The sequence below is a fragment of the Novosphingobium sp. HR1a genome, assembly GCF_015594425.1.
GTDB classification, from domain to species: domain Bacteria; phylum Pseudomonadota; class Alphaproteobacteria; order Sphingomonadales; family Sphingomonadaceae; genus Novosphingobium; species Novosphingobium resinovorum_A.
In genome coordinates, this window is the sequence record NZ_JABXWS010000028.1 from 17 (window position 1) to 21,627 (window position 21,611).

19 protein-coding genes are annotated in these 21,611 nt (G+C 64.8%); 13 read left to right on the forward strand and 6 right to left on the reverse strand.

Features of this window, described 5'->3' with window-relative positions:
• Positions 1 to 72: 72 nt before the first annotated feature.
• Complete coding sequence (locus HWN72_RS05280) at positions 73 to 1,308, reverse strand: polyhydroxyalkanoate depolymerase (RefSeq protein WP_211149953.1); 1,236 nt, start codon at positions 1,306 to 1,308, stop codon at positions 73 to 75.
• Positions 1,309 to 1,418: 110 nt separating this feature from the next.
• Between HWN72_RS05280 and HWN72_RS05285 the strand changes: the two genes are divergently transcribed.
• Entirely contained in the window at positions 1,419 to 2,078 is a 660-nt protein-coding gene (locus tag HWN72_RS05285) for a glutathione S-transferase (protein WP_069709116.1), read from the forward strand.
• A gap of 28 nt (positions 2,079 to 2,106) precedes the next feature.
• Here the strand turns inward: HWN72_RS05285 and HWN72_RS05290 are convergent, their stop codons facing one another.
• Entirely contained in the window at positions 2,107 to 2,436 is a 330-nt protein-coding gene (locus HWN72_RS05290) for a multidrug efflux SMR transporter (protein WP_069707543.1), read from the reverse strand.
• A gap of 357 nt (positions 2,437 to 2,793) precedes the next feature.
• On the reverse strand, positions 2,794 to 3,618 hold the full coding sequence (locus tag HWN72_RS05295) for a flagellin (protein ID WP_069707544.1): 825 nt from the start codon (positions 3,616 to 3,618) through the stop codon (positions 2,794 to 2,796).
• 173 nt (positions 3,619 to 3,791) lie between these two features.
• On the opposite strand from HWN72_RS05295, the gene HWN72_RS05300 reads away from it, so the two are divergent.
• Positions 3,792 to 4,736 carry a DUF808 domain-containing protein gene (locus HWN72_RS05300; RefSeq protein WP_211149954.1) on the forward strand — a complete coding sequence of 315 codons (945 nt, stop codon included), beginning with the start codon at positions 3,792 to 3,794 and terminating at the stop codon, positions 4,734 to 4,736.
• A gap of 138 nt (positions 4,737 to 4,874) precedes the next feature.
• On the opposite strand, the gene HWN72_RS05305 is transcribed toward HWN72_RS05300, so the two are convergent.
• Positions 4,875 to 6,299, reverse strand: a complete 1,425-nt coding sequence (locus tag HWN72_RS05305) for a glutamate ligase domain-containing protein (RefSeq protein ID WP_211149955.1) — start codon at positions 6,297 to 6,299, stop codon at positions 4,875 to 4,877.
• 58 nt (positions 6,300 to 6,357) lie between these two features.
• Between HWN72_RS05305 and HWN72_RS05310 the strand changes: the two genes are divergently transcribed.
• The 5 genes from HWN72_RS05310 to dnaN all read left to right on the forward strand — a co-directional run bounded on the left by HWN72_RS05310 (position 6,358) and on the right by dnaN (position 11,051).
• Positions 6,358 to 7,167, forward strand: coding sequence for an LD-carboxypeptidase (locus HWN72_RS05310; protein WP_036523314.1), 810 nt, complete (start codon positions 6,358 to 6,360; stop codon positions 7,165 to 7,167).
• Positions 7,168 to 7,209: 42 nt separating this feature from the next.
• Positions 7,210 to 7,737 carry a VOC family protein gene (locus HWN72_RS05315; protein ID WP_069707547.1) on the forward strand — a complete coding sequence of 176 codons (528 nt, stop codon included), beginning with the start codon at positions 7,210 to 7,212 and terminating at the stop codon, positions 7,735 to 7,737.
• 117 nt (positions 7,738 to 7,854) lie between these two features.
• A complete protein-coding gene (gene fabD, locus HWN72_RS05320) occupies positions 7,855 to 8,790 on the forward strand; it encodes an ACP S-malonyltransferase (protein ID WP_036523317.1) in 936 nt (311 codons plus the stop codon).
• A gap of 83 nt (positions 8,791 to 8,873) precedes the next feature.
• Positions 8,874 to 9,638, forward strand: a complete 765-nt coding sequence (gene fabG / locus HWN72_RS05325) for a 3-oxoacyl-[acyl-carrier-protein] reductase (protein WP_008830968.1) — start codon at positions 8,874 to 8,876, stop codon at positions 9,636 to 9,638.
• A 294-nt stretch (positions 9,639 to 9,932) separates the two neighbouring features.
• Positions 9,933 to 11,051 carry a DNA polymerase III subunit beta gene (dnaN, locus tag HWN72_RS05330; protein ID WP_008830966.1) on the forward strand — a complete coding sequence of 373 codons (1,119 nt, stop codon included), beginning with the start codon at positions 9,933 to 9,935 and terminating at the stop codon, positions 11,049 to 11,051.
• 70 nt (positions 11,052 to 11,121) lie between these two features.
• Here dnaN and HWN72_RS05335 read toward each other — a convergent pair whose 3' ends face one another.
• On the reverse strand, positions 11,122 to 12,426 hold the full coding sequence (locus HWN72_RS05335) for an FAD-dependent oxidoreductase (protein ID WP_069707548.1): 1,305 nt from the start codon (positions 12,424 to 12,426) through the stop codon (positions 11,122 to 11,124).
• A 170-nt stretch (positions 12,427 to 12,596) separates the two neighbouring features.
• Here HWN72_RS05335 and HWN72_RS05340 point away from each other — a divergent pair, with 170 nt between their 5' ends.
• From HWN72_RS05340 to HWN72_RS05365, 6 genes are all read left to right on the forward strand, one after another.
• The gene (locus HWN72_RS05340; protein ID WP_231958130.1) at positions 12,597 to 15,320 is read left to right on the forward strand and encodes an EAL domain-containing protein; all 2,724 of its coding nucleotides are present in this window, start codon (positions 12,597 to 12,599) and stop codon (positions 15,318 to 15,320) included.
• Positions 15,321 to 15,397: 77 nt separating this feature from the next.
• Positions 15,398 to 17,200: a translation elongation factor 4 gene (gene lepA / locus HWN72_RS05345; protein ID WP_069707550.1), complete on the forward strand. Its 1,803-nt coding sequence runs from the start codon at positions 15,398 to 15,400 to the stop codon at positions 17,198 to 17,200.
• 187 nt (positions 17,201 to 17,387) lie between these two features.
• Positions 17,388 to 17,945 (forward strand): LuxR C-terminal-related transcriptional regulator, encoded by a 558-nt coding sequence (locus tag HWN72_RS05350; RefSeq protein WP_069707551.1) that lies wholly within the window; start codon positions 17,388 to 17,390, stop codon positions 17,943 to 17,945.
• An 84-nt stretch (positions 17,946 to 18,029) separates the two neighbouring features.
• Positions 18,030 to 18,368 carry a hypothetical protein gene (locus HWN72_RS05355; RefSeq protein ID WP_008830961.1) on the forward strand — a complete coding sequence of 113 codons (339 nt, stop codon included), beginning with the start codon at positions 18,030 to 18,032 and terminating at the stop codon, positions 18,366 to 18,368.
• Between the two features lie 36 nt (positions 18,369 to 18,404).
• The gene (locus HWN72_RS05360) at positions 18,405 to 18,935 is read left to right on the forward strand and encodes a hypothetical protein (protein ID WP_069707552.1); all 531 of its coding nucleotides are present in this window, start codon (positions 18,405 to 18,407) and stop codon (positions 18,933 to 18,935) included.
• On the forward strand, positions 18,833 to 19,471 hold the full coding sequence (locus HWN72_RS05365) for a JAB domain-containing protein (RefSeq protein WP_155986143.1): 639 nt from the start codon (positions 18,833 to 18,835) through the stop codon (positions 19,469 to 19,471). The genes HWN72_RS05360 and HWN72_RS05365 overlap by 103 nt, the downstream gene beginning before the upstream one ends.
• Here HWN72_RS05365 and HWN72_RS05370 read toward each other — a convergent pair.
• The gene (locus tag HWN72_RS05370; RefSeq protein ID WP_211149956.1) at positions 19,468 to 21,501 is read right to left on the reverse strand and encodes a TonB-dependent siderophore receptor; all 2,034 of its coding nucleotides are present in this window, start codon (positions 21,499 to 21,501) and stop codon (positions 19,468 to 19,470) included. The two genes, HWN72_RS05365 and HWN72_RS05370, sit on opposite strands and share 4 nt — an antisense overlap.
• Between the last annotated feature and the right edge of the window lie 110 nt (positions 21,502 to 21,611).

A 21,611-nucleotide genomic window follows, 5' to 3' on the forward strand; every position in this document is an offset into this window, starting at 1 on the left:
AGCTGACGCCCCCTCCGTCAGCCCTGCGGGCTGCCACCTCCCCATTGCTTCGCAACAGGGAGGATTTGGCTATCAGGCCATCGCCAGGATCATGGCTCGCACTTGCGGATAGACCTCGCGCTCCCACTTCGAGCCCGAGAACACGCCGTAATGCCCCACGCCCGGCTGCAGGTGGTGCCGCCTCAGGTGGGGCCTCAGGCTGGTACACAGCAGGTGCGCCGCCGCCGTCTGGCCCACCGCGCAGATGTCGTCGCGCTCGCCCTCGACGGTGAGCAGCGCGGTCTTGCGGATCGCCGCGCAGTCCACCCGGCGGCTGCGGTGCACCAGTTCGCCCTTCGCCAGCTGCGCCTGCTGGAACACCCGGTCGATGGTTTCGAGGTAGAACTCCGCCGTCATGTCCAGCACCGCGAGGTACTCGTCGTAGAAGTCCTCGATCTTCGCCGCTTCGTCCATCTCCAGGTCGGCGAGGTGCTGGTAGAGCTTGCGGAACTGCGCATTGTGCCGCCCCATGTTCATCGACATGAACGCGGTGAGCTGGATGAACCCCGGATAGACCTTGCGTCCACCGCCCTTGTAGCGCCACGGAACGGTGTGGATGAGGTTGTTCTCGAACCAGTCGTAGCTCTGCGCATTGGCAAGCTCGTTCACCACCGTGGGGGATTCGCGTACGTCCACCGGCCCGCCAAGCAGCGACATGGTGCGCGGCTGGCACGGGTCGTCGTCCTGTGCCATCAGCGCCACGGCCGCCAGTACCGGCACGCAAGGCTGGCACACCGCCAGCACGTTGGCGCCGCGCCTTGCCGCCGGATCGCCGATCTCCTGCAGGAAGCGAATGACGTAGTCGATGTATTCGTCCAGCCCGAACTTGCCTGCGGAAAGCGGCACGTCGCGCGCGTTCTTCCAGTCGGTGATGTAGACGTCGTGGTCGCGCAGCAGCGTCGCGACCGTATTGCGCAGAAGCGTGGCGAAGTGGCCCGAAAGCGGCGCCACCACCAGCACTTTGGGTTGCGGCGTGGTCACCTCCGGCTTGGCGAAGTGGAGCAGATCGCCGAAGGGCAGGGCCAGCGCCACGTCCTCGACCACCGGCGTCATGGTATTGCCGCAGAGCACTTCATCGATGTCGTAAGGCGGGCGCTTGTGGGTGATCGTCGATTTGTCGAACGTCTCGGCCAGAGCGAACAGGCGGCGCGCCATCGGCATCGTCTTCGCCCCGCCCAGGAACTTGTCGCGAAAACCGGTCGCCGCGCGTGCGGTCAGGCGCGCCGGGGTCAGGACGTCGCAATAAGCCTGGTAGGCGTCATAGAGCATCCGCAATATCCCTCAGGCACCTCGCGATTCGGCGAGTGTGCACGCAAACGGTTGTACAATCATGCTGCGCTGCATCATAACGTTAAGCAAGCTGAATGAAGGGGCAGGTCATGGTCGATTCCGGTGCAACGCTGACGATCTCCAGCAAGACCTATTCGGCGTGGTCGCTGCGCGGCTGGCTGCTGTGCCGCCTTGCCGGGCTGGAGGTGACCGAGAAGATGGTCGCCAACGATGCCGCCAACCGCGCGGAACTGCTGCTGCTCTCGCCCTCGGTGCTGGTGCCGCGCCTGACGTGGCAGGGAGCGAGCGTGTGGGACACTCTGGCGATCGCCGAGTTCCTCAACGAGCAGTTCCCCGGCGCGCAGATGCTTCCGGAAGACCCGATCGCACGGGCGCATTGCCGCTCGATCTCGGGGGAGATCCACTCGGGCTTCACCAATTTGCGCTCGGCGCTGCCGATGAACCTGAAGGTGCGCCATGCGAAGTTCCCTGTGTTCTCCGGCGCGCGTCCGGACATCGAGCGCATCGAGGCGATTTGGCTCGAGTGCCTCGATCGTTACGGCGGCCCGTTCCTGTTCGGGGCGCAGCCGACCGTGGCGGACGCGATGTATGCCCCGGTGACGACGCGCTTCGTCAGCTACGCGGTGGCGTTGCCGGAGCCGTGCGAGGCCTATTGCCGGACCATCGCCGAATGGGACCCGATGCGCGAATGGATCGCGGCTGCAAAGGCCGAGCCGGAAGAAATGGAAGAACTCGACGTCGAGTTCTGATGAGGACGGCCGCCGCCCGGCATGCCCGTCAGTGCGCGGAGGCCGAGGAAAAGGTGTTCATGACGACGACACCGCTGATGATAAGGGCCATGCCGATCACGGCGGCGGTATCCAGTTTCTGGCCCTGGAAGACCCACGCCGCAGCTGAAATGAGAACGATCCCCGCCCCGGACCAGATGGCATAGGCAACGCCGGTCGGGATCGTGCGCAGCGTCAGCGACAGGCAATAGAATGCGACGGCATAGCCGAGGATGGTCGCTGCCGCCCAAGGCAGGCGGGTGAAGCCTTCGGACTGTTTCATCGCAGTCGTGGCGAACACTTCGGTGAGAATGGCAATGGCCAGCATGATATAGTTCATGCCTGCCCACGTAGCACATGGAGTATGGCGGGATTTGGGCAAACCGAACGCCCGCTTTCCTACACCCCGCCCGGTCCGATACCTTGCGCCAATGCCCGGTCGAACCGCTCCGCCCCCCATAATGTTACACCACAAGTTGACACCTGCCGGTCGCAAGGTGACACATCTCGTGCAAAATGTGTCACCTTGCGCCCGCAAGGTGACACTTTCCGGCCTAAGGTGACACCTTTGCCCTCTGGACCGTGTCAACCGTGTAAACCTGTCACCTTGTGCAGACACGGAAACGCCCGACGGTCGGGGGAAACGACCGCCGGGCTTCCGGACCTTCCGGGGGAGGAAGGCAGTGCAAGCGTTGGATCAGCGCAGCAGCGAGAGGACGTTCTGCTGGCTCTGGTTGGCCTGCGCCAGCATCGCGGTGGATGCCTGGCTGAGGATTTGCGCCTTGGCCATCGCGGTGGTTTCGGCCGAGTAATCGGCGTCCTCGATGCGGCTGCGGGCGTCCGACAGATTGGTGGTGGTGTTGGTCAGGTTGTTGATCGCCGATTCGAGGCGGTTCTGGCCGGCACCGAGCGAAGCGCGGGTGGCGTTGACGTCCGATAGCGCCGCATCGACGTTGGTAAGCGTGGTCGCCGCCTTGGTCGCATCGGTCACGTCGAGGGCAGTCGCCGAGACCTTGGTGCCGTCGATCGCCTTGGAGGTCAGCACGACCTGCTGGCCGCCCTGCGAGCCGGTCTGGATGTTGAAGGTCAGGTCAGCGCCTGCGGTGGTCGAGATCAGCGTGTTGCCGTTGAACTTGGCCTGCGTGAAGCTGTCGTTGATCTGCGTGGTGAGCGCGGTGACTTCCTGCTGCATCGCCGCGCGGTCCGAGGTCTGGTAGGTGCCCGATGCCGACTGGATCGCCAGTTCGCGCACGCGCTGCAGCATGTTGCCGACTTCCGACAGCGTGCCTTCGGCGGTCTGGGCCAGCGAGATGCCGTCGTTGGCGTTGCGGATGCCCTGGCTCATGCCGCGGATCTGCGAGGTCATCGAGGTCGAGATCGCGAGGCCCGCCGCATCGTCCTTGGCCGAGTTGATGCGCTTGCCGGTCGACAGGCGCTCCATCGCGGTGCCGAGAGCCTTGTTGGCCGAATTCGATGCGTTCGAGGCGCGGATCGCGCTGATGTTGGTGTTGATGACTGACATGTGTTGAACCCCGGTAAGCCTTTCGAGCGGCCCCGGAAGTGGAGCGCTCTTCACATGTCCAGAAGAACGGCGGGTGCGCGCAGGATTTAAGTCCGTTTCGCTTTCGCTTGATCACAGGCTGATTACCCCGCATGCAGCGGCTTCGTTCGCACTTGCAAACAAAAGGAAATAGAATGCCTTCCGGCCTTGTCGCCCTGCTTGACGACGTTGCGGTCATCGCTCGTGCCGCTGCCGCCTCCATGGACGACGTGGCGGCGGGGGTGGCCAAGGCCGGCACCAAGGCGGCGGGCGTGGTGATCGACGATGCGGCGGTGACGCCGGGCTACGTCACCGGCTTTACGCCCGATCGCGAACTGCCGATCATCTGGAAGATCACCAAGGGCTCGCTGTTCAACAAGCTGGTGATACTGCTGCCGGTGGCGCTGCTGCTGAGCGCCTTCCTGCCGATGGCGATCACCCCGATCCTGATGGCGGGCGGCCTCTACCTCGCGTTCGAGGGCGCCGAGAAGGTGCTGGAGAAGCTCGGCGGCGAGAAGCACGGCGAGACGCTGGACGATCCGGTGAGCGATGTCGCCACTTTCGAGAAGACCCGCGTTGCCGGGGCGATCCGCACCGACCTGATCCTCTCGGCCGAGATCATGGCGATCGCGCTGTCGCAAGTGGAGGATTCCAGCTTCATCGCCCGCGCCGTGGCGCTGGCGGTGGTGGGCGTGCTCATCACCATCGGCGTCTACGGCGCGGTGGCGCTGATCGTGAAGATGGACGACGTCGGCCTGCACCTGACCAAGAAGCCGGGCGCGAGCGCGCAGGCGCTGGGGCGCGGGCTGCTGAAGGCCATGCCGATCGTGCTCAAGGTTCTGGGCAGCGTCGGCACGGTGGCGATGCTGTGGGTCGGCGGCGGGATTATCCTCCACGGGCTGGAGGAACTGGGCCTGCCCGCGCCCGCACACGTCGCGCATAGCGTCGAGCATGCGCTGGCCGAGGCGACCGGGCCGCTGGGGCCGGTGTTCGGCTGGCTGGGCTACGCTGTGGCTTCGGCAGTGGTCGGGCTGGTGCTGGGCGCGGTGGTAGCGGTGGTGGTGCACTTCGTCGCCAAGGCGCGCGGCAAGGGACACTGAGGCGGAGTTTGAAGGCGGCGTCGTCCCGGACTTGATCCGGCACCGCTGGCCGTGGACAGCCCGGATCGAAGCGGGGCGCCCTGCCGATAGCCCTCGCCTGAAGACCGCCACCGATCCCGGATCGAGTCCGGGACGACGTCAGGGCAGGGCGGCCAGAACATCCTTCGCGAACACCGTCAGCGTATCGTCCCGCGCGCCCATGATGACCACGCGGTCGCCTGCCTGCGCGATTTCGGCGATCCGCTTCCCGCAGTCGGCGCGGCTGGGCACGTATTCCGCCTTGCCGCCGTGGCTTTCGATCAGCCGGACAATGCGTTCGGAGCCTTCGCTGCGATCCACGGTGCCGCCGAAGTAGACCGGGTCGCAGAGGATCGTCAGGTCGTCCGGCCCCAGCAGCCTTGCGATGACTTCGGCCAGTTCGGCACCCATCTGGCGTAAAGGGCCATAACCGTGCGGCTGGAAGAACGCGATGACGCGGCCCGGATGCACCTTGAGCGTCGAGAGCGTCGCCGAGACCTTGTCCGGGTTGTGCCCGAAGTCGTCGATCACCGCGATCCTCGAGGGCGAGGTGCCGACCACGTCGAAGCGCCGCGCCAGCCCCGCGAAGCTGCCGAGCGCGGCCACCGCCTCGGCAACGGGCACGCCGGCGGCATTGGCGGCAGCGATCGCGGCGAGCGCATTGTAGAGGTTGTGGCGGCCGGGCACCTTCAGCGTCAGCGCATGCTCGGTGCCGTCGCGCCTGTCGAGGATCGTGGCGGACAGCGAAGTCGGCCCCTCGACCACGTCTATCGCGGCGATCTGGGCTTCGGGCGAAGTGATCCCGAAGGTCACCAGCGAGCGCGCCCGATGGGCCAGCGTGGCGGTTTCCGCATCGTCGAGGTTGATCGCCGATACTTCGGCGCGGGCGAGGAAGTCGCCGAACAACTCGCGCAGTTCCTCGAGGCTCTTGTGATCGAGGCTGACGTTGCCCAGCACCGCCACCTTGGGGCGATAGAGCGCGATCGAGCCGTCGCTTTCGTCCACCTCTGACACGAAGGCATCACCCTGTCCGACGCGGGCACTGGCAAAGGGCGCATCGGGGCTGACGAAGTTCTTCATCACCGCGCCGTTCATGATCGTCGGATCGCGACCTGCCGCGGTCATGATCCAGCCGGTCATGCCGGTGACGGTCGATTTGCCCGAGGTGCCGCCAATGGCCACGCCGAAGGGCGCGGCATTGAACAGTGTCGCCAGCAGTTGCGCGCGGCTCATCCGGGGGCACCCGAGCTGCGTCGCCCGTACCACTTCGGGCACAGTGTCCTCCACCGCAGCCGAGGCCACCAGCGTCTGCTCGGCCGAGATCACGCCGCTGCCGTCCTGCGGGAACAGTTCGAAGCCCAGCGATTCGAGCCAGGCGAACTTCTCGGGCGTCCGGCCCTGGTCGCGGCTGCGGTCCGAGCCGCCGATGCTCGCGCCGTGGCCCTTGAGGATCAGCGCCAGCGGCAGCATGCCGGAGCCGCCGATGCCGCAGAAGAACCAGGGGTGAGTAGTGAGGTCGCTGGAGGGTGTTGGCAGGTCGGTCATAGACCGCAAGCCGTATGCGGCCTTGCCCGCCGTGACAACCTCGATAGGAATGCATGGCATGACACGTATCGCCGTCTGCGCACCGTCCACCCCGATCACCCGCGAGGATGCCGAGGCCGTCCGCGCGCTCGCCGCTGCCGAGTTTCCCGGCGTGGAACTCGTCGTTCACGAGCAATGCTTCGCGCAGGAGGGGCACTTCGCCGGAACTGACGAACAACGCCTCGGTGCTCTGCTGGAGTGCGCCAACGATCCATCCGTCGATGCCGTGTGGTTCGCGCGGGGCGGCTACGGTGCGTGCCGGATTGCGGAGGCCGCGCTGGAGCAGATGGGTCATGCGGCGGTCGGCAAGACCTACCTCGGCTATTCGGACGCAGGCTATCTGCTTGGCGGGCTCTATCGCGAGCGGATCGGCAAGCCCGTCCACGGCCCCATGCTGGCGGACATTCGGCGCGCAGGTGGCGCCGATGCGGTGCGCCGTGCGCTCGCCTACCTCGCGGGTGACAAGCAGGGCCTCGAACCCTCGCTTGGCGGCGAGCGCCACGCCGTCGCCGCCTTCAACCTGATGACGCTGGCCATGCTTGGTGGCACGCGGCTGATGCCGGGGCTCGCCAACCACGTGGTCATGGTGGAGGAAGTCTCCGAATATCTCTACGCCGTCGACCGCCTGTTCTTCCACGCGACCGCGCATCTCGGCGGCATCGCGGGCCTTCGCCTCGGCCGCGTCAGCGACGTGCCGGAGAACGACCGCCCCTTCGGCACCGATGCCGAGCAGATCGCGCGCTACTGGTGCGAACGCCACGCGATCGCTTTCCTCGGCGTGGCGGACATCGGTCACGATGCCGCAAATAAGATAGTTCCCTTCGGCTGACGAAGACGCCACTCTCCAGCTCAAACAGAACGGGAGAGATTGATGGCGCCCTTGCCGATCCGCCAGATCGCCTACTTCGTGCCGGATGTGCGTGCCGCTGCGCAGGCACATTCCGCGGCCTTCGGCTCCGGGCCTTACTACGTGGCCGACCATATCGCGCTGACCCGCGCCGTCCATCGCGGGGTGGAGCGCGAACTCGATCACTCCAGCGCCTACGGCCAGTGGGGCGAAGTGATGATCGAGTTCTGCCAGCAGAACAATCCCGGCCCTTCGGCCTTTCATGACCTCTATCCGGAAGGCTCGGGGAGGGAGGGACTGCATCACGTAGCCTTGTTCGTCGATAATCTGGATGCAGCCGTCGCCGACTTCACCGGGCGAGGGGCTACGCTGGCGCTAGACGCGCAGATGACCAACGGGTTCCGTTACGTTTTCCTCGATACGATAGCGACTTACGGGCACATGCTCGAATTGTACGAGCCGACCGACAACCTCAAGGGCTTCTACGAATACGTGCGGCGCAAAGCGGGCGACTTCTCGAAGGGCGTTACCCAGGACATCGCTTTCGGGTGACGTGCGTGTCTCAGGGCTTGCCCTGAGCGGCCAAGGTCAATAACCCGCCGCGCCACAATCGATTCGCAATCGGCGAGAGGCTCCCCGCCCGCCGTGCAAGCCAAGGAGCGGTCGCAGATGCGTGCATTCGTTTTCCCCGGACAGGGTAGCCAGAAGGTCGGCATGGGCGCCGAACTCGCACAGGCCAGCGCCGTCGCGCGCGAGGTCTTCCAGGAGGTCGACGAAGCTCTCGGCCAAAACCTGTTCCGCATCATGAGCGAAGGCCCCGAGGACCAGCTCACCCTCACCGAGAACGCCCAGCCTGCGATCATGGCGAACGCCATCGCGGTGCTGCGCGTGCTGGAGAAGGAAGGCGGCATCAGCCTCGCCGACAAGGCGGACTTCGTCGCCGGTCACTCGCTGGGTGAGTACACCGCGCTCTGCGCCGCAGGGGCCTTCAGCCTTGCCGACACCGCGCGCCTGCTGAAGCTGCGCGGCCAGTCGATGCAGGCCGCCGTGCCGGTCGGCGTGGGCGCCATGGCCGCGCTGCTGGGCGCCGACATCGAGAAGGCCACTGCGCTCGCCGAAGCGGCGGCCGAGGGTCAGGTCTGCACCGTCGCCAACGACAATGACCCCACGCAGGTCGTGATCTCGGGCCACAAGGAAGCAATCGAGCGCGCCATCGCGCTGGTCAAGGATCACGGCATCAAGCGCGGCATCGCGCTGCCGGTCTCGGCACCGTTCCACTGCCCGCTGATGCAGCCCGCCGCCGACGCCATGGCCGAGGCGCTCGCCGCGACCCCTCCGGGCGCGCTGCGCGTCGCGCTGTTCGCCAACGTGACAGCGGCGGTGGTGACTGACCCGGCCGAAGTCCAGCGTCTGCTGGTGGAGCAGGTCACCGGCCGTGTCCGCTGGCGCGAGAGCGCCATCGCGATGCACGCGGCGGGCGTGGAGCGCTTCGTCGAGATCGGCGGCAAGGTCGTCGGCCCGATGATCAAGCGCTCGGCGGGCGAGGTGGACGTCGTGGCCGCGATCTCGATGGCTGAGATCGAGGAGCTGGCCAAGAGCCTCTGATTTTCCGCATGGCCCCGGGCTTGACCCGGGGCCATGCGCCGTCTGATTAAGCATCGCCGGGATGGCGATCTAGGAGTTTTGCCATGTTCAACCTCAACGGAATGACTGCCCTGGTGACCGGCGCAAGCGGCGGGATCGGTTCGGCCGTGGCCCGCGCTCTGGCGGCGCAAGGTGCGCGCCTCGCAATTTCGGGCTCTAATGCCGACAAGCTGCGCGCCTTCCGCGAAGAACTCGACGAGCACACCCCGCAGCATCTGCAGGAAGTCGACCACGTCTCCATCGCCTGCAACCTGGGCGATGCCGAGCAGGTCGAGAAGCTGGTCCCCGCCGCGCTCGAGTCGCTGGGCAAGATCGACATTCTCGTCAACAACGCCGGCATCACGCGCGACAACCTCGCGATGCGCATGAAGGACGAGGAGTGGGATCAGGTGATCCGCATCAACCTCGAATCGACCTTCCGCCTGATGCGCGCCGTGACCAAGCCGATGATGAAGGCGCGCTATGGCCGCATCATCAACGTGACCTCGGTGGTCGGCACTACCGGCAACCCCGGCCAGATGAACTACTGCGCGGCCAAGGGTGGCATCACCGCGATGTCCAAGAGCCTCGCGCAGGAAATCGCCAGCCGCGGCGTGACGGTGAACTGCATCGCACCGGGCTTCATCCGCACGCCGATGACCGACGTGCTGCCCGACGCGCAGAAGGACGCGCTCAACGCCCGCATCCCGATCGGCCGCATGGGCGAGGGCGACGAGATCGCTGCCGCCGCCGTGTACCTTGCCAGCAAGGAAGCGGGCTACGTCACCGGCCAGACCCTGCACGTCAACGGCGGCATGGTGATGGTGTGATATGAGGCCGGGGAGGGGCCTTGTCTCCTCGCCGCAACCTCATTCGTCATTGCGAGCGAAGCGAAGCAACCCAGGGCAGCCCAATGCTGCCCTGGGTTGCTTCGCTTCGCTCGCAATGACGTCTATATGGCAACTAGCGGGATCGATTGGGCCGCAAACCCCCGATTTATCCCCAGATTCGCCGTATTTCGGCCACTTCCAGCTTGCCGCTGCCCCGACTCCCGTTAGAGATAGTCGTCCGAATTTAAGGGATATCCTTATCCCGTGCCCGACCAAGGGGGACTTGAGGCTGTCATGAAGGCCACTATCGAACGTTCCACGCTGCTGCGCTGCCTTTCCCACGTGCAGTCGGTCGTCGAGCGCCGCAATACCATTCCGATCCTCTCGAACGTGCTGATCGAGGCCGCCGCCGGCGGTGCGCTCAAGATCATGGCGACCGACCTCGACCTGCAGGTCGTGGAAACGCTGAGCGCGGTTTCGGTGGAGCAGGCCGGTGCGATCACCGTCTCGGCGCATCTGCTGTTCGACATCGCGCGCAAGCTGCCCGAGGGCAGCCAAGTCAGCCTCGATTCGGCGGACAACCGCATGGTCGTGAAGGCCGGTCGCAGCCGCTTCCAGCTGCCGACGCTGCCGCGCGACGACTTCCCGATGATCGCGGAAGGCGAACTGCCGACCAGCTTCGAGGTGCCCGCCGCCACCCTGGCTCAGCTGATCGACCGCACCCGCTTCGCGATCTCGACCGAAGAGACGCGCTACTACCTCAACGGTATCTTCCTGCACGTCAGCGACGAGGAACTGAAGGCCGCCGCCACTGACGGTCACCGTCTGGCGCGCTTCACCATCGCCCGTCCGGACGGCTCGGAAGGCATGCCCGACGTGATCGTGCCGCGCAAATGCGTAGGCGAACTGCGCAAGCTGCTCGAAGAGGCGCTGGACACCAACGTCCTCGTCGACCTGTCGGCCAGCAAGATCCGCTTCACGCTGGGCGGCGAGCACGGTGTGGTGCTGACCAGCAAGCTGATCGACGGCACCTTCCCGGACTACACCCGCGTCATCCCGACGGGGAACGACAAGCTGCTCAAGGTCGATCCCAAGAGCTTCTTCCAGGGCGTGGACCGCGTGGCGACCATCGCCACCGAGAAGACCCGCGCGGTGAAGATGGCGCTGGACAGCGACCGGATCACCCTGTCGGTCACCTCGCCCGACAATGGCACGGCGGCCGAGGAAGTGCCCGCGCAGTACGCCGCTGAAGGCTTCGAGATTGGCTTCAACGCCAATTACCTCAAGGACATCCTCGGTCAGATCGACGGCGACACGGTGGAACTCCACCTTGCCGATGCGGCCGCGCCGACGCTGATCCGTCAGGACGACAAGAGCCCCGCGCTCTACGTGCTGATGCCGATGCGCGTCTGACCTTCACGGCAGGCAAAGAAAAGGGCCGGGGCGAAAGCTCCGGCCCTTTTTCTTTGTCATGGCTAAGGGTTCAGGCCCGTCCGGTGGCCTCGATCATCTTTTCCAGTTCGACGAACTTCTCGCGCGGGGCGCCATCGCGGGCAGCGGCGACTTCGGCTTCGTCGATCTTCTGCCAGTCGGTGAACTTGACGACCTGGATGCCGCGCTGTTCCGCGAGGGCATCGAAGCCAGGGCGGCCTGGTTTGCCGGAATCGCCCTTCATGTCCGCCGCGATCTTCTCGACGATGGCAAATCCGTCCGGGCGGTTGGTGCCGATCGTCCCGGTCGGCCCGCGCCTTGCCCAGCCCACACAGTAGAGACCGGGGGCGATGCGGCCTTCGATGTTGGCGAAACGGCCGCCCTGCTCGTCATAGGGCACGTCGGGGATCGGCGAAGTCTGATAGCCGATGCAGGCGACGACGATCCCGGCAGGGATGCGATAGGTTTCTCCCGTGCCGATGGCCTTGCCGTTCTCCAGGCGGGTGCGTTCCACTTCCACCGCTTCGACATGGGTGTCGCCGAGGATGGCCTTCGGGGCAGCGAAGAAGTCGAATTCGACCGTGACGTCATCGGCGCGCGGGTTCTGGTTGGTCGCGAAGGCGCGCAGCAGACCGAGGGATTTGCGAAGCCCCGTATCGAGGCCCGCGTCGGCTTCCAGCGGAGGCAGGTCGGCGGGATCCACTACGGGGTGCGCACGTTCCAGCTTGGCGAGTTCGCCCAGTTCCTTGGGTGTCATCGCGATCTGGTGCGGTCCGCGTCGCCCGAGGATCACGATGCGCCGCACCGCCGAATTGTGCAGGGCGGCGAGGGCATGGGCGACGATGTCAGACCCCGCGAACTCCGCCTCCGACTTGGCGAGGATACGCGCCACGTCGAGCGCGACATTGCCGTTGCCGACGATGACGGCGGTGTCGTGGTCCAGTTGCGGGTCGAGTCCGGTAAACTGCGGATGGCCGTTGTACCAGCCGACGAACGCGGCGGAGCCGAAGACGCCCGGCAATTGCTCACCGGGGAGGCCGAGCTTGCGATCGTGCGGCGCGCCGGTGGCCAGGACCACGGCGTCGTAAAGGTCCTGCAATTCGGCGACCGTCACGTCGCGGCCGAGCATCACGTTGCCGACGAATCGGACGTTGCGGGTGAGCGCCGTGTTTTCATAGCGACGGGCGACCGCCTTGATCGATTGATGGTCGGGCGCGACGCCGGTGCGGATCAGACCGAAGGGCACGGGCAAAGTGTCGAATATATCGACGTGCACCTCGTCGCCCCACTGCTTGAGTGCGGCTTCGGCGGTGTAGTAGCCCGCCGGGCCGGATCCGACGATGGCGATGTGCCGCATGGCTATGTCTCCCGTATCTGGCCGACTTCGTTGCCGGCCGGTTGAATGGAAGCAAGCACGGCGACGAAGCGGTATCAAGTGAAATGCTTCGGATTCCGGATCGTTGCCCGATCGATTGCGGTCGTCTCGCTTAACGGTTTCGCAACGGCGGCAAAGGCATGGTTGCGGGCATGAAGAAACCGGGTCTGCGTGGCGAACGACAGGCGGCGCATTCGGGCGCCGAGCGAGGGCTTCTGCCCGCAGCGCAGGAGGCGAAGAACGATTCGCACGGCAATGCCGCACCCGCTGCGTCCTCCCCCTTCGCGGGGTTCGCCCGATGGAGCGGGCGGCCCGATGCCGGAGACTGCCTCCATTATTTCACGTGTCGCCGCTGGGTCCTGATGGGGCCGGCGCTGCTTGTCAGTGCGCTACTGATGGGCCTTATATCCGGGACATTGCCGGACATGGTGGCAGGCCTGTGCATGGCCCTCGGCATGGCGCTGTGCCTGCCTGCTTCGATCTATGCGCGCATGGAGCGCAGGGTGGTTCACAATGGATGGCAGCGCTATCCGCTGCTGTTCGTCGCGATCCTGCTGCCGATGATGCTGTTCGGCTTCGGAGCGGCGCGCTGGACGAACCTGCACCCGCACCTTGGCTGGGAGGTGACGGTCAATATCTTCGTCATCGTCGTGTTGATGGCGACGGCGTTGCTGGAGAATCGACTGACCTCGATCATTGCCGCGACGATAGGGCTATGGGGGGGCGGCTCGCTCCACGCTGGCTCGATGGCCTCGTTCACACTGCTGACGGTAGGCACGGTGATCGGCCTGCTCATGGCGATCCGGCAGGCGCGTACCGCGTCGTCGCAATCGAATCGCCATGCAGAGCGCGAGCGCGAGCAGCGCCGCGCCGAACAATTGCTTCATGAGTACGAGCAGACCGGGCAAGGCTGGTTCTGGGAGACCGACCGTCAGGGCAAGATCACGTATGTGACCCGGAGCATCGCCGCCTTGTTGGGCAGCACCGTGTCCGAGATGGAGGGTAAGCCCTTCACCGGCATGTTCATGCTGGAAGCTGCGGGGCAGGAGGGGGAGCGCACACTGGTGTTCCATCTCAACACGCGCTCCTCGTTCCAGGACCTGGGCGTGCGTGCTGCGACGGGCGAGAAGGACGAGCGCTGGTGGTCGATCTCCGGTCGCCCCGTGCTCGACCAGTTCAACAATTTCATGGGCTTCCGTGGGTCGGGCACGGATCTGACCGAAAAGCGTCGCTCGCAGGCACACGTCACGCAGCTAGCCCGGTTCGATTCGCTCACCAAGCTGGCCAACCGCTTCCAGATGTCGGAGTGGCTGGAGAAGATCCTGACCAGCCCGCGCATAGAGACCCGCGCCTGTGCGGTATTCCTGCTCGACCTCGACCGCTTCAAGGCGGTCAACGACACCATGGGGCACCCGGCGGGCGACGCCTTGCTCAAGCAGGTCGCCGAACGACTGAGCAATACCGTGGGCGATCGCGGCCGCGTCGGGCGCCTCGGTGGCGACGAGTTCCAGGTGATCCTCCACGGCGCGCAGAACCGCGAGGGTCTGGCTCATCTGGCGCGCCGCATTATCGAGAACCTGTCGCAGCCCTACACCATCGAAGGTGCGCGGGTGACCATCGGCGCCTCGGTCGGCATCGCACTGTGCCCCGATGACGGCATGACCTCGGATGCACTCATCCGCAACGCGGACCTCGCGCTTTACGCGGCCAAGGGCGGCGGACGCGGGCGGCATCACTTCTACGATGAGGACCTGCACTCCGACGCCAAGGAGCGCCAACAGCTTGAGCAGGACTTGCGCGACGCCATCGCCAGCGGGTCTCTCGAACTGCATTATCAGCCGCAAGTGCGCACCACGAGCGAGAAGATCACCGGTTTCGAGGCGCTGCTGCGCTGGAACCATCCGGTGCACGGCTATATCTCGCCGGCCAAGTTCGTGCCGGTGGCCGAGGAGACCGGCCTCGTCGCGCAGATCGGCGAGTGGGCCTTGCGCACCGCCTGCGCCGATCTTGCAAAGTGGCCGGAAGAGGTGCGCGTCGCGGTCAACGTCTCGCCGCTGCAGTTCGCCAACCCCGCACTGCCGGCCATCGTCACCAGCGCGATCGCCGCTGCAGGCGTCTCGCCCGGGCGCCTGGAATTGGAGATCACCGAGAGCGTGTTCCTCGGCGACGACAGGACCACCGAGGCAATGTTCTCCGCGCTCAAGAACCTCGGCGTGCGGCTGGCGCTCGACGACTTCGGGACGGGCTATTCCTCGCTCGGCTATCTGAAGAAGGCGCCGTTCGACAAGATCAAGATCGACCAGAGCTTCGTGCGGGGCGCCACCATCCAGGGCAGCCGCAACGGGGCGATCATCTCCTCGATCGTCAACCTTGCCGAGGCGCTCGGCATGGAGACGACTGCGGAAGGCGTCGAAACGCTGGACGAACTGGACCTCGTGCGCATGCTGGGCTGCAGTCACGTGCAGGGCTACATCTACGAGCGACCACTCAATGCACAGAGCGTTCTGGCGCAACTGGCCGACGGCCTCATAGCCGTGGCGAAAGGCCCGCGTTCGGCCCGCGCGACGCGGCAGACGATGCTGCGCAAGGTCGCGCTGGAACATGGACCGCACAGTTACGAAGGCACCATTCGCAACATCTCGCAGCACGGCGCGATGATCGAGGGCCTGTGGAACGTGCCGGTGGGAACGACATTCGGTGTGCATCTGGCGGATGACTATGTCGTCATGGCGACCTCGCGCTGGTGCAAGGAGGACCGCATGGGGCTCGAGTTCGGGCAGCCGCTGGAACTCGACGGCAATGGCGCGGTCCTGTTCACGCCGGTCCGGCCGAGGCGCGAGAAGTCGGAGACGGCACCGCTACGCCGTACAGCGTGACGCCTTGCGCACTTTTTCGCATTTTCCCGCCCCGGAGGTGATTTCACACCGGCGTAAAATGCTCTAACGGCGCTTCCATGACCGAACTCGCGCAGATCCGTAACTTCAGCATCATTGCCCATATCGACCACGGCAAGTCGACGCTCGCCGACCGTCTGATCCAGACCACCGGCGGCCTGTCCGAGCGCGAGATGAGCGCGCAGGTGCTCGACAACATGGACATCGAGAAAGAACGCGGCATCACGATCAAGGCGCAGACCGTGCGCCTGAACTACACCGCCTCCGATGGCCTGACCTATGAGCTGAACCTCATGGACACGCCGGGCCACGTCGATTTCGCTTACGAAGTCAGCCGCAGCCTTGCCGCCTGCGAAGGCGCACTTCTGGTGGTGGACGCCGCGCAGGGCGTGGAAGCGCAGACGCTGGCCAACGTCTACCAGTCGATCGAGCACAACCACGAGATCGTGCCGGTCATCAACAAGATCGACCTGCCCGCAGCCGAGCCGGAGAAGGTGCGCAACGAGATCGAGGAAGTGATCGGCATCGACGCTTCCGAGGCGGTCATGGCCAGCGCCAAGTCGGGCATCGGCATCGCCGAAGTGCTCGAAGCCGTCGTCAAGAAGATCCCGCCGCCCAAGGGCGAGCGCGACAAGCCGCTGAAGGCGATGCTGGTCGATTCGTGGTACGACCCGTACCTCGGCGTCGTCATTCTGGTCCGCGTCATCGACGGTGTCATCAAGAAGGGCCTGCCGGTCAAGTTCATGCAGGGCGGCACCGACCACCTCGTCGATCGCGTCGGCTGCTTCACGCCCAAGCGCATTGACCTTCCCGAATTGGGTCCGGGCGAGATCGGCTTCATCACCGCGCAGATCAAGGAAGTCGAACAGGCCAAGGTCGGCGACACCATCACCACGGTGAAGGGGGGCGCCACGCAGGCGCTGCCGGGCTACAAGGAAGTGCAGCCCGTGGTGTTCTGCGGCCTGTTCCCGGTCGATGCCAACGACTTCGAGAAGCTGCGCGAATCGATCGGCAAGCTGCGCCTCAACGATGCTTCGTTCAGCTTCGAGATGGAATCGAGCGCGGCGCTGGGCTTCGGCTTCCGCTGCGGCTTCCTTGGCCTGCTGCACCTGGAGATCATCCAGGAGCGTCTGAGCCGCGAATACGACCTCGATCTCATCACCACGGCGCCTTCGGTGGTCTATCGCCTGACGATGACCGACGGTTCGATCAAGGAACTGCACAACCCCTCCGACATGCCCGATCCCGTGAAGATCGACTTCATGGAGGAGCCGTGGATCAAGGCGGTGATCTACACGCCTGACGAATACCTCGGCTCGATCCTCAAGCTGTGCCAGGATCGCCGCGGCATCCAGAAGGACCTCACCTACGTCGGCGGCCGTGCGCAGGTGACCTACGACCTGCCGCTGAACGAAGTTGTGTTTGACTTCTACGACCGCCTCAAGTCGATCAGCCGCGGCTACGCCAGCTTCGACTACGAGCAGACCGGGCTTCAGGAGGGTGACCTCGTGATGATGAACATCCTCGTCAACAACGAGCCGGTCGATGCGCTGTCGATGATCGTTCACCGCAGTCAGGCCGAGCCGCGCGGGCGCGCGCTGGTCGAGCGGCTGAAGGAACTGATCCCCCGTCATATGTTCAAGGTGCCGATCCAGGCCGCGATAGGCGCCAAGGTCATCGCGCGCGAGACGATAAGCGCCATGCGCAAGGACGTTACGGCCAAGTGCTATGGCGGCGACATCAGCCGCAAGAAGAAGCTCCTCGACAAGCAGAAGGAAGGCAAGAAGCGCATGCGCGAATATGGCAACGTCCAGATTCCGCAGGAAGCCTTCATTGCCGCGCTGCGCATGGGAGAGGAATAAGCTCCACTTGACGGAGAGGCCGCGAAAAGGCCCGGCAACCGCACCGGCGGTTGCCGGGCCTTTTCGCGTTGTTACCTCGGAACCCGATGTTTTTATGGTAAAATATTGACTAACTATGTTTATGATTGCGGCTGCGTAGTATCGTTGGTTAGTTTTAAGGCGGAGCCGGGTGGGTCGCTGGCAAAGTATGGCGGACAGAAATCTCAACGAGCATGGAGCGAATCGCGTGCAGGGCGCAGGGCTTCAGCATGTCTTCCCCGGACTGACCCCCAAGCAGCATGAAGTGCTGCGATTCGTATCCGAAAATCGGACCAGCAAGGAAATCGCCTGGGAACTGGGCATCTCCGAAAGCGCCGTGAACCAGCGGATCGAGGGCGTGCGTATCCGAGCCGGCTCTCCGCCGCGCGCCGAACTGGCGCGGACCTACAGGCAATATCTGCTGGATCAGGACGCACCCTGTAATCCAATACCAGATAAGATTCCTCAGGTTCCGGAAGTGCTGCCCGATGCATCAGTCAGGGCTCAGGACGAACCGGCGGCAAGCCTCGCTCTCTCGGATGCCATGACCTACACGGTCACGGCGCCCTGGCAGCGCGAGAATTACGGCCAGATCGTCCCGGAGGTGCTCGATGGGGCAAATGCCGGGCTAAGCCGGACAGCCGCCATGGTCGCCATCGCCGGGGGTATGCTTCTGGTGGCGATGGTGGGTCTTGGCGTCGTTCGTGCGCTGGCCGATCTGATCTGATCGGAACGGCCTTGTTCCAGCCTCCCCAAACCTGTGTTTGTGGCGCGTCCGCCGAGCCGGTCCCGCGTCAGGGGGAATATTGCCATGTCGATGACCATTGCTGCCGCTACCGCCCGGATCGCCCGCCAGCTTCCCGAGGCCGAACTTTCGCTCGACTCCGCGCTTCTCGCTTCTGCGCGGCTGATGGAATCGATGCTGCTGGCACGTCAGGCGGACGGGGTGGAGACCTTCACTGGCCAGACCGCACTGATGCGCCTTGCCAAGGCTCAGCGTACGCTGATCGAAAGCCAGAACGACATGATCCGTGTCCATCAGGAACTGCGCGGTGTCGGCCTCGAAGTGAAGGCGATCACGGACGACGCAGGCACCTGCCCGAAGGAAAGCGGCCTCGCCGTGGCAGAGCCGATGCTCCGCAGCGCCTGATATCCCATGCCGTCTGGCCGGGAATGCGGAGGCGACATGCCTGAGCATTCCTGGCTGGAAATCCTGTGGTTTCACAAGGACAAGATTCAGCTTGCCGTCTATGCGCTGCTCTTCCTCTACTGCCTGGCGCGCAGGATGCCTGCGCCGGAGTGCGTCCTTTCGGGGGCGCTCTTCGGCATGGGGGCAATCGACAAGCTGCATCACCTTGCGATTGGCGGCTCGATCATCTGGCGTCATGCCAACGTCGGGCACTTGTGCATCGATGCGCTGGCGATGGCGGGCATGTACATCGTCGCGCTTCATGCCAACCGGATATATCCGTTATGGATAGCTGGTGCGCAGATCATAGCGATGTTCGGGCATTTCTACCGTTTGGCGCTGGAGGAGATCAACACCTTCGCTTACGACGCCATGGCGGTGACGCCCTCCTACATCCAGTTCGTGGCGATGCTGCTGGGCGTGGTATGTCACATGTCGCGGCGCACGAGGCTGGGCAAGTATCCATCCTGGCGGCGCTCCTCGCTCCCTACGCTGGAGACGCCGGCGAGGATATTGCCGGGCGCCTGATCGGGCATTTCGGGTCGCTGCGTACGATCTATTCCGCATCGCTCGAATCCCTGCGGCAGGCCATGGGCGACGATGGCCCGTCCAGTGCCTGGCTCGCCGATGCGATCGTGGCGGCCCGCCGTCTTGCCGAAGCGGCTTCCCGCGAGGCGATGCGCGGCTTGCCACTGGATACCGGTTCAGCCGAGTTCAGGCGCTACCTCGTCAATCGACTGGGTTGCCGGCGCGAGGAGTGCGTGCAGGTCTTCTATTTCAATGGCGAGGGCATCTACATCGCCGAAGACCTCTACACTGGCGGCAGACGGACAGAGTGCCTGATCCCGCTGCGCCGGACTGTTCGCCGCGCCTTCGATCTCGACGCCAGGCGCATCGTACTGGCGCATAATCACCCGTCCGGAGCAGCCCGTCCCAGCGCTGACGACATCGCCGCCACCGCCAGGTTCAGGCAAATCGTCGAGCCACTGGAGATACGGCTCGACGACCATTGCATCGTTGCCGGCAATGCGGTTGCCAGCATGAGGACCATGGGGATTTTCTAGTTCTTCAGGCGCAGGCTAACGAAGAGGGTGCGTCCCTGCTCGGGGTAGCCATCGACGGTGGTGTAGTTCTCGTCGAACAGGTTGCGTCCGCCGAGGCCCAGGGTGGCCCATTCGGTCACGTCGAAGTCCACGCGCAGGTTGGCCAGTGCGTAATTGCCGGTCTGGTAGTAGCGCGTTCCCGCGGTGTTTACGGTCCAGCGCTTCGACGCGACGTCGAGGCTCGGCAGGATGCGCAGCGCCGGGATAGGCGACCACTCGGCCCAGACGAAGCCCGAATGTTCGGGCACGCCGGTGATGTGGAACGAGGTGATCCGCGACAGCGTGGGGTCGTTCAGCTTGCGATGCACCCAGCCGTAGTTGGCGCCGACACGCAGCGTCTCGGCGATCTGCGCGGTCGCGGAGATGTCGGCGCCGTAGTAATCGCCCGAGCCGACGTTGCGGCTCTGCGCGGTGGACTGGCCCTGGTAGATGAACGGGAACGAGACGATCGCGTCATCGACCTTGGCGTACCAGCCCGAAGCTTCGATGCGCAACGCTCCGAACTGGCGTGTGCCGCCCAGTTCGACTTGCGTGGCGCGTTCGGCCTTGAGGTCGGGGTTGGAGGTGGCGCCGCCGAAGCGGGTGCTGAAGCGCTCGAAGATGGTCGGGAAGCGCGCACGCGAGGAGACCGACAGGTGCACGGTGGTCGCCTCATCGGGCGTCCAGAGCAGTTGCCCTTGTGCATTCCACGCATCGCCGTTGCGCAGGTCGTAGTAGACGAAAGCGCCCGAGGTGTAGTCTTCGGCGCGGCGCAGGTCGCGCCAGTCGTAGCTGGCACCCACGACCAGTTCCAACTGCGGCGTCAGTTTGTAGCCGTTCTCGATCGCGGCGCTGTAGGTTTCCTCGATCGTGGTCTGCCAGGGTTCCCATGTGCCGGAAGGGAAGCCCTGCTGGATCTCGCGGTGGCGGTCGTTGCGGTAGTGGAACGAGACGCTCAGTCGCTCGGCCTCGCTGGGGTTGAGGTCCAGCTGGGCGGAGCCGCCGTAGGCACGGTCGCTATAGGCGCTGTTGAACGAACTGCCGCGCGTCTGGGTGTTCAGATTGGCATTGTCGAAGCTGTCGAGGCTGTTCTTGAAGGTGTTGTAATAGGCGCGCGTGCGCAGCGTCGCGATCTCGCCCAGTTGCGTGGTCGAGAGGAAGTAGACGTTCTGCAGGTTCCAGTAAGGCCAGGTCCAGTAACGCAGGCCGGTGCTGTCCGAGACATGGAGCGGGGCCAGCTTCTCGCCTTCCTGCCGGGTGAAGCTGATCGCGTATTCGTCGGTCGCGTTGGGGGTGAAGCCCAGCTTTGCGTTTACGCGCCAGTCTTCGGAGCGCGACAGATCACGTTCGCCGCCGTCTTCGTTGCGGGTGGCATCGAACTTGTTCGAGAGGTCCCAGTGATCGGTGAAGTTGCGCGCGTAGCTGGCCTGCGCGTACCATTTTTCCTGCCGCGTGCCGAGCGAGACGAAGCCGGTGTAGCCCGCATAGTCCACGTCGTTGTCGAGGTTCAGGCTGAAGCGCGCCTCGGCGTCGAATTTCTTCTGCGGCTTGCGGGTGACGAGGTTGACCGCGCCGCCCATCGCGCCCGGACCGTTGAGCACCGAGACATAACCCTTGGCGACCTGGATTTCGGCGACGTCGGGCGTCAGGAAGCGGCCGTAGTCGAGGCGTCCGTCGGCGGGCAGGTAGACGCGGATGCCGTCGATCGACAACGGCACCTGGTAACGGTCGAAGCCGCGCACGTAGATCAGCCGCTCATTGCGCGAATTGCCCGAGAGGCCCGAGGTGACGCCGGGGATCAGCTTGACCGCTTCATCCAGAGTATCGCGCGAGAAATCGTAGATCGCCTCGGCATTGACGGTGGAGGCGGTAATGTCGCCGTTCCCCGTGCGCGGCGCGGTGACGACGATCTGGCCGAGGCCGAAAGTATTGTCGGTGTCATCAGCGGCGAATGCGGGCGCTGCCACGCAGACCAGCGACGCGGCGAGCGCCGCGGTGATCGCATACTTCATATTATCCCCCTTGAACCTTCTGAAGATTCGCGCTTGGAACGAATCTGTATCCCGCCGTACATAATTACATCGGGCAGTACACAAATATATTCCATGAAACATAGAATGGG